Source organism: Bradyrhizobium barranii subsp. apii (assembly GCF_011516635.5).
In the GTDB taxonomy this organism is placed as follows: Bacteria; Pseudomonadota; Alphaproteobacteria; order Rhizobiales; family Xanthobacteraceae; genus Bradyrhizobium; species Bradyrhizobium barranii.
This window is the reverse complement of sequence record NZ_CP096255.1, coordinates 3,117,526-3,131,140: the sequence shown is the minus strand read 5'-3', so window position 1 is coordinate 3,131,140 and position 13,615 is coordinate 3,117,526. Positions and strand designations below refer to the sequence as shown.

The 13,615-nt window shown below is 64.6% G+C and carries 13 protein-coding genes; 5 read left to right on the top strand and 8 right to left on the bottom strand.

Annotation, left to right across the window (positions count from 1 at the left end):
- Nucleotides 1-55: 55 nt before the first annotated feature.
- Entirely contained in the window at nt 56-1,135 is a 1,080-nt protein-coding gene (locus HAP41_RS14855) for an NAD(P)/FAD-dependent oxidoreductase (protein WP_248577207.1), read from the top strand.
- Nucleotides 1,136-1,396: 261 nt separating this feature from the next.
- Nucleotides 1,397-2,095, top strand: coding sequence for an ABC transporter permease (locus HAP41_RS14850; protein ID WP_085405650.1), 699 nt, complete (start codon nt 1,397-1,399; stop codon nt 2,093-2,095).
- On the opposite strand, the gene HAP41_RS14845 is transcribed toward HAP41_RS14850, so the two are convergent.
- Both HAP41_RS14845 and HAP41_RS14840 read right to left on the bottom strand, forming a co-directional pair.
- Complete coding sequence (locus tag HAP41_RS14845) at nt 2,069-2,878, bottom strand: ABC transporter substrate-binding protein (RefSeq protein WP_166100543.1); 810 nt, start codon at nt 2,876-2,878, stop codon at nt 2,069-2,071. The genes HAP41_RS14850 and HAP41_RS14845 overlap by 27 nt on opposite strands.
- 258 nt (nt 2,879-3,136) lie before the next feature.
- On the bottom strand, nt 3,137-3,484 hold the full coding sequence (locus HAP41_RS14840) for a hypothetical protein (RefSeq protein ID WP_224581072.1): 348 nt from the start codon (nt 3,482-3,484) through the stop codon (nt 3,137-3,139).
- A 279-nt stretch (nt 3,485-3,763) separates the two neighbouring features.
- Between HAP41_RS14840 and HAP41_RS14835 the strand changes: the two genes are divergently transcribed.
- Entirely contained in the window at nt 3,764-4,618 is an 855-nt protein-coding gene (locus HAP41_RS14835; protein WP_321576677.1) for a hypothetical protein, read from the top strand.
- Between the two features lie 63 nt (nt 4,619-4,681).
- The gene (locus HAP41_RS14830; RefSeq protein WP_175618126.1) at nt 4,682-4,960 is read left to right on the top strand and encodes a Plug domain-containing protein; all 279 of its coding nucleotides are present in this window, start codon (nt 4,682-4,684) and stop codon (nt 4,958-4,960) included.
- Between the two features lie 19 nt (nt 4,961-4,979).
- Here the strand turns inward: HAP41_RS14830 and HAP41_RS14825 are convergent, their stop codons facing one another.
- Nucleotides 4,980-6,296 (bottom strand): alpha/beta hydrolase, encoded by a 1,317-nt coding sequence (locus HAP41_RS14825; RefSeq protein ID WP_166100564.1) that lies wholly within the window; start codon nt 6,294-6,296, stop codon nt 4,980-4,982.
- A gap of 495 nt (nt 6,297-6,791) precedes the next feature.
- Here HAP41_RS14825 and HAP41_RS14820 point away from each other — a divergent pair, with 495 nt between their 5' ends.
- Complete coding sequence (locus HAP41_RS14820) at nt 6,792-8,801, top strand: putative bifunctional diguanylate cyclase/phosphodiesterase (RefSeq protein WP_166100566.1); 2,010 nt, start codon at nt 6,792-6,794, stop codon at nt 8,799-8,801.
- Nucleotides 8,802-9,021: 220 nt separating this feature from the next.
- Here HAP41_RS14820 and HAP41_RS14815 read toward each other — a convergent pair whose 3' ends face one another.
- Genes HAP41_RS14815 through HAP41_RS14795 form a run of 5 tightly spaced genes read right to left on the bottom strand, consistent with a single transcriptional unit; the run spans nt 9,022 to nt 13,608 of the window.
- Complete coding sequence (locus tag HAP41_RS14815; protein ID WP_063981945.1) at nt 9,022-9,741, bottom strand: ABC transporter ATP-binding protein; 720 nt, start codon at nt 9,739-9,741, stop codon at nt 9,022-9,024.
- Nucleotides 9,734-10,489 carry an ABC transporter ATP-binding protein gene (locus HAP41_RS14810; RefSeq protein WP_135216077.1) on the bottom strand — a complete coding sequence of 252 codons (756 nt, stop codon included), beginning with the start codon at nt 10,487-10,489 and terminating at the stop codon, nt 9,734-9,736. Before HAP41_RS14810 ends, HAP41_RS14815 begins: the two co-directional genes overlap by 8 nt.
- Nucleotides 10,486-11,484 carry a branched-chain amino acid ABC transporter permease gene (locus HAP41_RS14805; protein WP_166100570.1) on the bottom strand — a complete coding sequence of 333 codons (999 nt, stop codon included), beginning with the start codon at nt 11,482-11,484 and terminating at the stop codon, nt 10,486-10,488. Before HAP41_RS14805 ends, HAP41_RS14810 begins: the two co-directional genes overlap by 4 nt.
- The gene (locus tag HAP41_RS14800; protein ID WP_166100571.1) at nt 11,481-12,356 is read right to left on the bottom strand and encodes a branched-chain amino acid ABC transporter permease; all 876 of its coding nucleotides are present in this window, start codon (nt 12,354-12,356) and stop codon (nt 11,481-11,483) included. Before HAP41_RS14800 ends, HAP41_RS14805 begins: the two co-directional genes overlap by 4 nt.
- Before the next feature lie 10 nt (nt 12,357-12,366).
- Nucleotides 12,367-13,608, bottom strand: a complete 1,242-nt coding sequence (locus HAP41_RS14795; RefSeq protein WP_166100573.1) for an ABC transporter substrate-binding protein — start codon at nt 13,606-13,608, stop codon at nt 12,367-12,369.
- Nucleotides 13,609-13,615: the final 7 nt, after the last annotated feature.

Genomic DNA, 13,615 nt, shown 5'->3' with positions numbered 1-13,615 from the left:
CATCGGAAGCTTCGCATGCGACGTCCTGGTTATCGGTGCCGGAATCACCGGCGCTATGGTCGCCGAAAGCTTCACCCGTCGCGGGCACGAGGTCGTCGTCATCGACCGGGAAACTCCCGGACACGGCAGTACCGGCGCCAGCACCGCGATGTTGCTCTGGGAAATCGATCGACCGTTGTCCGAGCTTACTCAGGCCTACGGATTCGAACGTGCGGCGCGTTGCTACACGGCGAGCCTCCGCGCCGTCCAGGGCTTGTTGTCGTTGACGCGCCACTATCGCATCCCATGCCACATCAGAGATCGGCTCTCACTCTACCTTGCAGTTGATGACAGCGGAAAATCCCTGCGAGAGGAGTCTGATCTGAGAGCGCGCGCCGACTTGCCCGGCGTATTTCTCGATCACGCGTCACTGCTCCGCCGGTTCGAGGTTGCCCGTGCGGGTGCGATCCTGTCGCCGGTTGCCGCAGATGCCGATCCTGTCGAGCTCACTCACGGACTTCTGAAGATTTCCATCGAACGCGGGGCCCTTGTCCGGCAAGCCAACGCGACGGCTTTCGAAAGCGCCGGCGCCAAGGTCATCGTTGGCCTCGACGGCGGCCACGAGATCGAGGCGAACCGCGTGGTGTTGTGTACGGGTTACGTGATGCCCAGCATCGTCCGTCCGACCATCCAGCGCCCGGCCTCGAGCTGGGCCATTGCCACGGAGCCCCAGCCCCAAAATCTGTGGCCCGAAGACGCGCTGATCTGGGAAGCGAGCCATGACTACCACTATGCCCGCAGCACATCGGACGGCCGGATCATCTTCGGCGGTGAGGATGATGATTCCGCGATAGAACCGCAGGCGCGCGAGGCGCTCACCCCTGCCAAGCGGGAACGCCTGAGGCAGAAGCTTGGGGCGCTTTGGCCTCGATCATCCCACAGGATCGACTATTGCTGGTCGGGGGCGTTCGACACGACGCAGGACGGATTGCCGCTCATCGGCGCGGTGCCCGGCCAGAAGAACATTTTCGCCGCCTATGGTTACGGCGGCAACGGCATTACGTCCAGTTATCTTGCGGCTGAACTACTCGCGACGTTTTGCTCCGGAGGCAATTCTCCGCTCCTCGACGACTTCGCGATCGATCGCACCGCCTGAGCAGACCGACCATCGAAGCACTCCATATGGGACATCTCGGGGCGGAGCCTCCGAAGACCGAAGCACGGCTCAGGTCACGTTCCAGAAGCCTGCATGACGCGGCACCGACGTTCTTTTTTGGATGAATCACGTTTTCAAATCGTTTCCGCCCGGTATTCTGTTGTTGAACAAGACTCGCAGGGACCAGCCCGTGAAGCGATTGCGCGGCCTCGACATCGATGAACCCGAGGCATTCTGCCCGACGCCGCAGCGTCCGGCCGGATGAACGATTTCGCGCGATCCATCGGCGCCGCGCTCACGCTGATCGGCGAGGCCGACGCCGAACTGCTCGGCATCGTCGCGCTGTCGGTTCGTGTCAGCCTGACCGCCGGCATCGTCGCGCTGCTGATCGGCGCGCCCTTCGGGGCTCTGCTCGCGATCACCAGATTCCGCGGGCGGCAGGTCGTCATCGTGCTGACCAATGCGCTGCTCGGCCTGCCGCCGGTCGTGGTCGGGCTTGCGCTCTATCTTCTGCTGTCGCGGTCCGGCCCGCTCGGGGCGGCCGGACTGTTGTTCACACCGACCGCCATGGTGATCGCGCAGACCCTGCTCGCGACCCCGATCGTGGTCGCGCTGGTGCACCGGCCGGCGAGCCTGCTCTGGGCCGAGTATGGCGACCTCGCGCGGATCGACGGACTATCGACGCTGCGCAGTATCGGCCTGCTGTTCGCGCTCGGCCGAACGTCGCTACTGACGGCCTTTCTCGCCGCGTTCGGGCGCGCGATCGCCGAGGTCGGCGCCATCATCATCGTCGGCGGCAACATCCGCGGCTTCACGCGCACGATGACGACGGCAATCGCGCTGGAGACCAGCAAGGGCGACCTGCCGCTGGCGCTCGGGCTCGGGCTGATCCTGCTCGCGCTCAGCGTGGCGGTGTCGACCGTCGCCTTCCTGCTAGTGGGACGCGTTGGGGAAAAATAGCTGCTCGCCGCCGACCTTGTAGCCGGCGATCGCATCCTGCCCCTTCGGCGAAACCAGCCAGTCGATGAAGGCCTGTCCGTCCTTCGCCTTCACATTCGCATGCGTCGCCGGATACACCAGCATGACGCCATACTGGTTGAACAGCCGCTTGTCGCCCTCGGTCAGGACGGCAAGCTCGCCCCGGTTCTTGAACGACAGCCAGGTGCCACGGTCCGACAGGAGATAGGCGTTCGACGACGAGGCCATGTTCAGCGCCGGACCCATGCCCTGCCCGATCTCGCGATACCAGCTGTCTTTGCCGGCGCCGATGTCGACGCCCGCCTCCTTCCACAATCTCAGCTCCGCCGCATGCGTGCCGGACTTGTCGCCGCGCGAGATGAAGGTTGCCTTTGTCGCTGCGATCTTGCGCAGCGCATCAGCGACGTCCTTGCCGCCGGCGATCTTTGCTGGATCGCTCTTCGGACCGACGATGATGAAGTCATTGTACATGACATCGAAGCGCTTCACGCCCTGCCCTTCGGACATGAACTTATCCTCGGCGGGCCGGTCATGGACGAACACCACGTCAGCATCGCCGCGCCGCCCGATGTCGAGGGCCTGGCCGGTGCCGACGGCAACGACCTTCACCTCGATGCCCTCCGCCTTCGAGAACAGCGGCAGCAGGTAACCGAACAGGCCCGACTGCTCCGTCGACGTCGTCGAGGCCACGGTGATGGTGCGATCCTGCGCGAATGCGCATGTCGACCAGAACAGAACCGCTGCGATGGCGGCAAGCTTCTTCATGCGTCGTCCCCACTTTCCAGACGTTTCAAATTACGCCAGGAAGGACGACGCTGGGAAGCCCCGACGTTCGGCTCAGGATCAGCGGTCGGGGCAGTACCGCATGACGGCGCGGATCGCCTGTGGCCCCGGCTCCTTCACCCAATCGTCTTCGTGCAGCCAAAGCTTGTCGTCATCGATGACATACGCGAGCGTCACGGTGTCGAAGCCTCTGGGATAGCGGACCCTGACCTCGCACCGATGTTCTGCAATTGGTCCCACCTACATTGACATCGATGTGACGGCCGGGGCATTTTTTTGCATTGCTGGCGAATCAGCGATTGCTTCACGCCGAGTACCGCTTGGACAACTCCCTGTGCTTTCGAGACTGATATCGTTGCTGCGCCGCATTCCTGCGGTGAAATGGGCGTTCACCCGGCTTAGGCCCTTGCCGCACGGCGGCAGCATCGACGTCGTGCCGATCGCGGCAAGCGATTCGCCGGCAATCGTCGCCGACATCGCAGAAGCTGTTCCGGCTCCCGACAGCATCAGCACCAACCCGCTGCGCATTAACACCGAGATCGCCGTTGCGCCCCCCGTCACCGAGGATGGCACCGCTATCTCTGTCATCCCAGAGAGCTCGTCCGCAGCGCCAAATGATATCAGCGTCGCCGACGATTCATCCTTGGAAGCGCCGACAGAGGTCGAGTCGGTCGTCGAAGAGGTTTCGGTCTCGTCAGTCGAGGTGGAGAGCGAGGCCGTCGATGCTCATGAGCTCGTCGGCACCGATCCGCCTGCGGAGCTCCAGACCAGCGTCGCACCCGTCGTCGTAGAAGAGACACCGGCCCCGGTTGTCGAGACGAGAGCGGCCCGGTCGATGCTCCCGAGCGCGCCGGCCGCGACCCACCTGTGGAACTTCCGGAGATCGCTGAACCCGTCATCGTTGAAGAGGCGCGGCTGTCGCCTGTCGAGGCCGAGAGCCGGCAGGCCAACGCTCCCGAGACCGTCATCCGCAGCGATCCATCTCCCGACATCTCGACCGAGGTGGAGCTTGTCGCCGCAGAGGAGACGCTGGTCTCGTCTATCGACATCGAGATCGCTCCGGTTGATGCCCCCGTTCTCGCCGTCAAGGACGATACCTCCTCTGACGTCGCTGATGTTGAGCCGACCGTCGTGGAGGACACGTGTGTCGCGCTTGCGGATAGCGACGTCTCGGCGGGGGAGGTCTCCGAGAGCAGCATCGACAGCGCTGCCATCCCTGTCGTCGCAATGGAGATCGAGCCGGTCCCGGCCAACGATCCCGCCGCGATCGCAACGATCGCCGCTGAGGGTCCCTCCGCCGACACAGCAAGCGCCGTCACGCATGTCGCGCCGGAGCCGGTCCTCAAGTCTCCCGCTCCGGTAATCCCCAGCGCGCCGAGGACGCGCGCAAAGGTCATGGAACCCGTCGACCGCGCCGCGTTGATCCGGCAGCGCTGGACGGAGACCGGGATCAGGATGTGGAATCCGCGGCTTCACGGCGCCGGCGACGCCACGCTGAACATCCAGGGCCGCGTCGAGCTGCTGCCGCCCGCGCCCGGCGAGACCATGCCACGTTACGACAAGCTCGAATTCAGGATGCTGGGCGGGCAGATCGTCTGCGAGGACGTCGTCGTCGAGGCGCCCGCGTCGGCGGGTCAGCGCAGCTTTACCCGGCTCGCCGAGCCGCGTAACGCCGACCGGCCCCGCGAACCGGTGCGGGAACGCCAGGCCGCTCTCGCCTGACCCTTGTCCTCTGCGACCATGCCCGCCATATGTTAGGCTGACACCCTAGACATGGGAGGCCGCATGCCAGCAAGATCATTGCGCCTGGTCGTGATCGCCGCCCTCTGCATCTCGCAAGGGGCCTTTGCGGCGTCCAGCAAACGCCCGCACCATGCGCCCGCCACCGATCCGGCCGCGCCCTACAAGGCCGACCGGCTCTCCACCTCGCGCGGCCAGACGATCCTCAACACGCCCGGCCAGACCACCGTGCTGACACGTCAGATCCTCGACGACATGAACGCGACGACCCTCCGGGACGCCATGCGCTCGACCGCCGGCGTGACGATTGGGATTGGCCGCTAGATTTCGCGCGACTTCGCGTTCAGGGGATCGGATAGCCCTTCCAGACCCACTCCAGCGCCGACGGCAGCGTTTGCGCGATCGTCGGCCGGTCGACGTGCTTGGCGTTGCGCACGAACAGGAACTGGTAGTGGTAGCCCTTCTCCGCCAGCACCTTCGCCATGAGCGCGTTCGACAAAGTCCAGTCGTGCATGCCGTCGGGAATGGTGGGGTTCGGATAGAACAGATCCTGATCGCCGCCGAAGAACCAGAAGCGGATCGGTTTCGCCGGCGCGGCGACGATCAGCGGCACGCCGGGCGGCTCGGCCGGCGTCAGCACGCCGGCCTTCGATATGAGGTTGGGACCGGCCGGCCCCGTCCATGCGCTGTGATATTCCCAGGCGCCGCCACGCAGCGACGGATCGTGCGGCCATTGCTGGTTGACCATCGTCGGCGAGAAGGCCAACACGCGATGATAGAGATCGGGATAGAACCACGCCATGGTGAAGGCCGCCACACCGCTCGAGCTCAGGCCCATCGTCGCGCGCCCGTCGGGGTTTTTGGTCAACTTGACGTCGGCGTTCTTCTCGACCAGCGGCAGCACCTCGCGCTCGACGAACTGCGCATAGTCGCCTGACACCGCGTCATATTCGCGGCCACGCTGGCTGCCCTGCGCGTCCTGGCCGCCGTTGCCGATCTGGATCGCGATCATCGGCGGCACGCGACGCTGTGCGATCAGATTATCGAGCGTCGTAGCGAGATCCTTGTAGGCGTTGGAGCCGCCGTCGCCGACCACGATGAACGGCGCCTCGGCGCCGCGCACATATTGCGCCGGCACGTAGACGTCGATTGTGCGCGACCAGATTCCAGGATGGCTGGTGGTGACGATCATGTGCGACTTGTCGTCGGGCGCGGTGACGGTCGTCATGATCGAGGAATTGGTGCAGCCGGCGACGTCGTCGCGGATCAGGCCGGGATTGTAGATCGTGCTCTCCTTCGACGTCAGCGTGAAGGATTTTGTCATGCCGCGTGGTACGCCTTCCTTCGCAATCGTCTCCGGCGCGGGATTGTGGGTGGGCCCGATGATGAAATTGCCCTCGGCGCCGGGCGGCGGCAGCGTTCCGTCGGGCAGCTCAGTCGCGCGCGAATAGTTGGGGTTCGAGGGATCGCGCGTCGGCGGCGCCGTCTTGAAATCGAGGCCCGTCGTGTCGATGAAGAACGGTGCCGCCTTGTCGGTGGTGTTGGCCCCGGGCGGCACAGCCATGTTCTGGGTGACGCAGGCCGGCTGCGACAGTGCAATTGAAGTGAAGGAGACGACGGAAATCAGCGTCCCCGCGAGGACGGAGAATGAATTGGTCATTTCAGCTCCCGATGCCGACAAGTCTCTGGCTCGCCTTGACGTAAAGTATGGCGGGCCGCCTGCGCGCGGTCAAACAGCAAGCGGCCGCATTCCAGCGATAGCCGCCATGCTCAAACCGAACGGCGACCGTTATTCCGTGCATGCCCATGAATTTTTCCGGATGCGAGGCCGTTGCTGCCGCAGCTCGTACGACGCAGCTTGCGCAAGCGCGCGCGTCGGCTGACCGCACAGCAATGCGCCGTCGCTGACGTGAAAAGCCAAGGTCTCGCATGGTTAGCAGATCGTACCTGCGGCTGGCTGCGGGCAAGGCGTGCCTGAGACACGCGCCTCGGCCGCCCGATATCCTTAACACGGTCTCACCAATGCACGCGGTTGGAAAATCCCGTGGCCACGCGCAACTTGCGCTGGTTTTTCGTGCAGCCCCACCTAACGCGACCTTTACCCCCGTCGTGCAAGATCGCCGCCGTTTTGAAGGGATCCGGGGCGCGTATTGCAATGCCTGTCGCCAGTTTGAAGTCTCACCTCACCGCCGCGATGCGGCTGTTTCGCGTGCCGGCCGACAACCCGGACCTGACGCGCGCGCAGTTCGACGCCTTCTCCAAGCAGATCCCGCTGCTCTACTTCATTCTCATGAGCAACACGATCGCGGTCGCCTACACCTATGTCAACGTGGCGCCGGACTGGCTGACGATGATCGTGCCGAGCGTGCTGACAGTGCTCGCCGCGCTGCGGACCTTCTGGTGGCTGCGCCAGCGTCATCTCGTGCGCAGCGATGCCGATATCCTGCGCAATCTGCGCGCCACCAACTGGATGACATTGCCGATCGGCGCCGGCTTCACCGCATGGTCCTTTGCGCTCTACCCTTACGGCGATGCCTTTGCCAAGAGCCAGGTCGCCTTCTACATGGCGGTGACCGTGATCGGCTGCATCTTTTCGCTGATGCATCTGCGTTCCGCGGCGTTGATCGTGACGCTCGTCGTCGACGTTCCCTATGTGCTGTTCTTCTGGGCGACCGGCGAACCGACGCTGAAGGCGATCGCGGTCAACAACCTGCTCGTGTCGGGCGCGATGGTGACGGTGCTCTTCATCTACTACCGCGACTTCGCCGACCTCGTCTCCAGCCGCAAATCGCTGCTGGCGCAGCAGGCGGCAACGCAAGCGCTCTCGGACGAGAACTTCCGCCTCGCCAATCTCGATTCCCTCACCGAGCTGCCGAACCGCCGCCGCTTCTTCGCCGAACTGTCGAGCGCCTTCACCGACGCCGAGCGCAGGCGCGTTCGCGTCGCGGTGGGGATCATCGACCTCGACGGCTTCAAGCCGATCAACGACAATTACGGCCACTCGGTCGGCGATCGCGTCCTGATCGAAGCCGGGCGCCGCATCCGCGAAGTTTGCGAGGGCTTCGGCCCGCAGCGGGTGGAATTTGCCCGGCTCGGCGGCGACGAGTTCGGCCTCGTGGTGTGCGGCGATCCCGAAGATGACGATTTGATGCGGCTCGGCCAGCGCATCGGCGAACAGGTCAAGCTGCCCTACCAGCTCGACACCGCCCATACCGGGCTGTCCTGCTCGATCGGCTTCGCGCTGTTCCCGAGCTCGGCAACCAGCGCCGAAGCGCTCTATGAATGCGCCGATTACTCGCTCTATCACGCCAAGCGCCATCTGCGCGGCCGCACCGTGATCTTCTCGAGCGAGCTCGAGGCCGAGATCCGCAGCCGCGGCGTCATCGAGAACTTGCTCCGCACCGCCGATTTCAGCACCGAGATGGACCTGGTGTTTCAGCCGATCGTGGACGCCATGAGCGAGCACACCGCCGGATTCGAAGTCCTGGCGCGCTGGCACAGCTCCCGCCTCGGCCTCGTCTCACCGGCCGACTTCATTCCGGCCGCGGAGCGCATCGGCTTGATCCGGCCGCTGACGCAGGCGCTGCTGGTCCGCGCGCTCGCGACGGCAAGGACCTGGCCCGACCACATCCGCCTGTCGTTCAACCTCTCCGCTCACGATGTCTGCGCCGCCGAGGGCATTTTGCCGCTGATCTCGATCATCGAGAAGAGCGGGTTGCCGCCGCACCAGATCGACTTCGAGATCACCGAGACCGCCGTCACCTTCGACTTTGTGCGCGCGCAGCAATCGATCGCGACGCTGAAGGCCATGGGCTGCGGCATTTCACTGGACGATTTCGGCACCGGTTATTCCTCGCTGAGCCACGTGCATCGGCTGCCGCTCGACAAGATCAAGATCGACCGCAGCTTCGTCGCCGACATCAACGAAAATCCGGTGAGTCACAAGATCATCAAATCTCTCGCCGGCCTGTGCGACGACATGGAGATCGCCTGCGTCGCCGAGGGCGTCGAAACGCGCGCCCAGCTCGACAGCCTGCGCCGCCTGGGATGCGACTTCATCCAGGGCTACTACTTCGCAAAGCCGATGTCTGGCAATGCGATCGGCGGCTATCTCGCAAAGGAACGCCAGCGTCTCGGCGACGCCGGCGCCAAGGTCGTGGCTTGAGAGGCCCGATCTCAATCCGCACGCGCAGCGCTGATAAATTAAATTGCCGCCTGTCAATCGTCCGCTTCACATGCGTCGAAACGCCCCCGACATGCGGGATGCCGTGTCGGTGCTTGTAAGCGACGTCAAAACGCGCGATTCTCAACTTCAAGGGGAAATACATTATACATACAACTTTTGCTCCTTGGATGACCTGCTGGCGTGCGGCCCTCCGGAGCCGTCACACCGCGCAATAGCGCTCCTGGATGTCCTTGTCCGCCAGCAGTGCCGCGGCGCTGCTTTGATGCACGACCTCGCCCTGGTCAATGATCACCGCCCGGTCGGCCAGCCGCAAGGCCCATTCGACATTCTGCTCGACCAGCAGCAGTGTCTTGCCCTCGTCGCGCAGGCGGCGGAACAGCACGCCCATCTCCTCGACCAGGACGGGCATGATGCCTTCCGAGGGTTCGTCGAGCAGGATCATCTTGGGCTTTGCGATCAGCGCGCGGGCGATCGCGAGCATCTGTTGCTCGCCGCCCGAAAGCGTGACGCCCTCCTGATCGAGGCGTTCCTTCAGACGCGGAAAGGTTTCGGCGATCTCGTCGATCGCGGCACGCTCCTCGATCTCGCTTCCGGCAGCGACCAGGCCGAGGCGGAGATTTTCGCGCACGGAGAGCCCGGGAACGATGCGGCGCTCCTCGGGCACATAGGCCAAACCGAGGTGAAAGCGCTGATGAGCGCGGAGCGGCAGCAGCTCCCTGCCCGCAAAGCGCACGCGGCCGGTCGCCTTCGGCATCAGACCCATCATCGAGCGCAAGGTCGTGGTCTTGCCGGCGCCGTTGCGGCCGACGAGAGCGACCACCTCGCCCTCCTTCACGTGCAGGGAGATGCCGTGCAGGATATGGCTTGCGCCATACCAGGCGTGGAGATCATCGATTTCGAGCAGCGCGGTCTCAGCCATAGCCTTCACTCTGTCCGAGGTAAACCCGCCGGACTTCCGGGTTGCTCCTGATCTCGTCGGGCGCGCCGTCCGCCAGCAGACGGCCGTGATGCAGCACCACGACACGCTTGGACAGGCCGAGCACCATCTTCATCTTGTGCTCGACCAGCAGCACCGTGCGCTTCTCCGCGAGCCGTTCGAGCAACGCGACCATGTCCTTGGTCTCTTCCGGCCCCATGCCGGCGGTGGGCTCGTCGAGCAGGAGCAACTCGGGCTCGGAGACCAGCGCGATCGCGATCTCCAGCGCGCGCTGCTGGCCGTGCGAGAGGAATTTTGCCAATTCAGCGCGCTTGCCGAGCAGTCCGACCGCCTCAAGCGCCGCGTCGGCGCGCGCGTTCAGCTCCGTCAGCCGGGCGCGGTTGCGCCAGATGTCGTAGCTCACGGTCAGCGCCTGCGCTGCCACGCGCACATTCTCGTGCACGGACAAGTCCGGAAAGATGTTCGTGATCTGGTAGGAGCGCGAGATGCCCTGATGCACGAAGCGGTGCTGCGGCAGGCCGTTCAGCTCGCGTCCCCTGAAGTGCAGCGTGCCCGACGTCGGGGCCAGCGCGCCGGAGAGGATATTGAAGAAGGTGCTCTTGCCAGCGCCGTTCGGCCCGATGATCGAGGTGAGCTGTCCCGCCGCAAAGGACACAGTAATGTCTTCGAGCGCGACGAAGCCGCCAAAACGCTTGCCGACCCCCTCGACGCGAAGCAGTTCGCCGCTCATGGCCGCGCCTTTCCGATGCCGAGCGTGTCGAGCAGCGTTCCCCAGATCCCCTTGGGCAGGAACAGCACGAACAGCACGAAGATCGCGCCGACAAAAATCTGCCAATGCGGCGTCCAGAGCGAGATGACATCCTCCAGGATCAGGAAGCTCGCAGCCCCGACGAAGGGCCCGAAGAAGCTGCGCGCGCCGCCGAGCAGCACCATCATCACGATCATGCCCGATGTCTGGAAGTGCAGAAGGTCCAGCGGTACGATCGACAGGTGCAGCGCCAGCATGCAGCCGCCAAGCGAGGAGATCGCACCCGACAGCATGAACACGATCAGCTTGCTGCGCTCGACGTCATAGCCGCATGCCCGCGCCCGCTGCTCGTTTTCGCGGATGGCCTCGATGACGGCGCCGAACGGCGAGTTCAGGATCCGCGACTGGAACCACATCGCGAGCGCCGCGAAGGCCATCAGCACGTAATATTTGTTGACGGGGTCGAGGAAATTGACAGGGAAGCCGAACAGGCTGATGCGGTCGACGGTGAAGCCGCGCAGGCCGTTCTCGCCGCCCGTGAAGGACGAGGCCTGCAGTGCGACGTAGTAGACCAGCTGGGCCAGCGCCAGCGTCACCATGGAAAAATAGATGCCGCGGGTGCGTGTCGAGACGATGCCGATTGCGGCGGCAAGGCCGGTGCTCAGGAGGACGGCGATCGGCACCGCGGCGAACCAGGGCACGCCGTAGCGGCCGATCGCAATACCGGTGAAGTAGGCGCCCGCGCCGAAGAACGCCGCCTGCCCGAACGACAGCAGCCCGGTGTAGCCGAACAGCAGATTGTAGCCCATCACCACGACGCCGTAGATCAGGACGTTGACGGCCAGCGCCTGCGACGGCAGCAGCCAGGGCAGCACGGCCAGCACCGCAATCGACAGCAGCACGCGCTGCTCGAGAAGCCAACTAAGCCCGCTGGACGAGGGCTTGGCGACCGCTTCGCCGCTCGATGGTGACGTCACGCGGTCCTCCCTCTCACGCCGAACAGGCCTTGCGGGCGGATCAGCAGCACAATCGCCATCAGCGCGAACATGACGATGGTCGCCATTTCAGGTGCGAACAGCGCCACCAGGCTGATGGAGATGCCGACCATGAGGCCGGCGACGACCGCGCCGACGATCGAGCCGAGCCCGCCGATCACGGTCACGACGAAGGCCTCCGCCAGTACCAGCGAGCCCATCTCCGGATTGACGCTACGCATGGGCCCCGCCAGCACGCCGCCAAGGGCGGCCAGCCCGACGCCGAGGCCGAAGATCGCAAGCCACACCCGCCCGATATCGACACCGAGCACCTGCATGATGGTAGGATCGCGCGCGCCCGCGCGCACAATGAGGCCGATGCGGGTCTTCTCCAGCGTCAGCCAGAGCACCAGCAGCACCGCCGCCACCAGCGCGATGACGAAAAGGCGGTAGCGCGGGAAGAAGCCGATGCCGAGATCGAGCACGCCGACGAGCTGCGGCGGGGTCGGAAACGGAATGCCGTCGCTGCCGAACACGATGCGCACACCCTCGACCAGGATGTAGCTGAGGCCGAAGGTGAGCAGCAGCGGATCGTCGATCGAGCGTCCATAGAGCCTGCGGATCAGGACGAGCTCGATCAGCATCCCGAAGGCGCCGATCAAGATGGGAGCGAGCAGCAATCCCCACCAGAAACTGCCGGTGAGCGATGCCAGATACAGCCCCGCATAGGCCCCGATCATGAACAGCGCGCCATGGGCGAAATTGACCACCCCGAGCATGCCGAACACGATGGTCAGTCCAAGCGCAGTGATCACCAGGACCGCCCCAAGGGCGATCCCGGAAAGAAGCTGCATGATGATCAGCGACAGGTCCATCTGCTATGGCTTAGGTCGCGTGGCCGAGCTCGCTGCAGCTGCGCAGCATATCGTCGGAGCCGGTGTCGTTGGCGAGAATGGCGAACAAATCGTTGTCGTTCGCCATCGCGGACTTCTTCTTGGACTCCAGCACCAGCACCGACTGCACCGACTGGTGGTCGCATTTGCGGTAGTGCTGCGGGCCCTTGGTCAGGTGGTATTGCAACTTCTCGAGGGCATCGATGATCTTGTCGATGTCGGTGCCTCCGGCGACCTGCATGGCTGCCAGCAGCGAACCGACGCCGGAATAGCCGTAGGCGCCGTAATCGGTCGGGATCGCACCGCCATTGGCAGCTTTGAACGCCGCGTTGAAAGCGGCCGCCGATTTGCTCTGCGACTCCAGGCCCCAATAATAGTTGGCCCCGCCGACCACGCCCTCAAACACGTCGGGGCCGACAGCGATGCGCTGGTTGTGCAGGATGACGGGTACGACGATCTTCATCTGCTGCTTGACACCGAAATCCACCGCCTGCTTGATCGCGTTGGCCTGGTCCCGGCCGAAATTGGAGATGCAGAGCACGTCCGGCCGCATCGACATCAGGCGCGGCATGAAGGTGGAATAGTCGGCCGCTCCGAATGGATGCAGGATCTCGCCGACATTGTCCGCGCCGATCGCTGCCTGCGCGCGCTTGAAGCCGCGCAGCATCTCATGGCCATAGGCATAGTCGGCCACGAGATAGGCGACCTTCATGCCCTTCTTCAGGGTCTGCCGCGCCACGGCGGCGGTCGTCATGTGCGGGTTCAGCGCTTCGTGGAAGGTGTACTTGCTGAAATCCTTGGCCTCGTTGATCGTGTCGGACTGGCTGATCGACACGTAGATCACGCCGCGGGCGCGGGTGACCTCGTTGACGGCGAGCTGCACCGCGCTGGAAAGCGCGCCCACCACGGCGTGGACCTTGTCCTTCTCGATCAGCTCCAGCGTCCGGGTCGCGGCCTCACCGGCATTGAGCTTGTCGTCACGCACCAGGAGCTCGACCTTGCGGCCGCCGATGCCGCCCTTGTCGTTGACGAGCTTGACGGCAAGCTCGGCGCATTTGACCTGATCGCGCGCCTCAGCGGCGAACGGGCCGGTCAGCGGCGTCGGGAAGCCAATGCGAATCGTCTCGTCCGCGGCGTGGCCGAGCCGCGGCATGGCGAGCAGGGCGGCGCCGGCGGAGAGGCCAGCGAGCGCAGTGCGGCGGGACATTGTCGAGGTCGAACCGGATTTGGGCATGATTTCC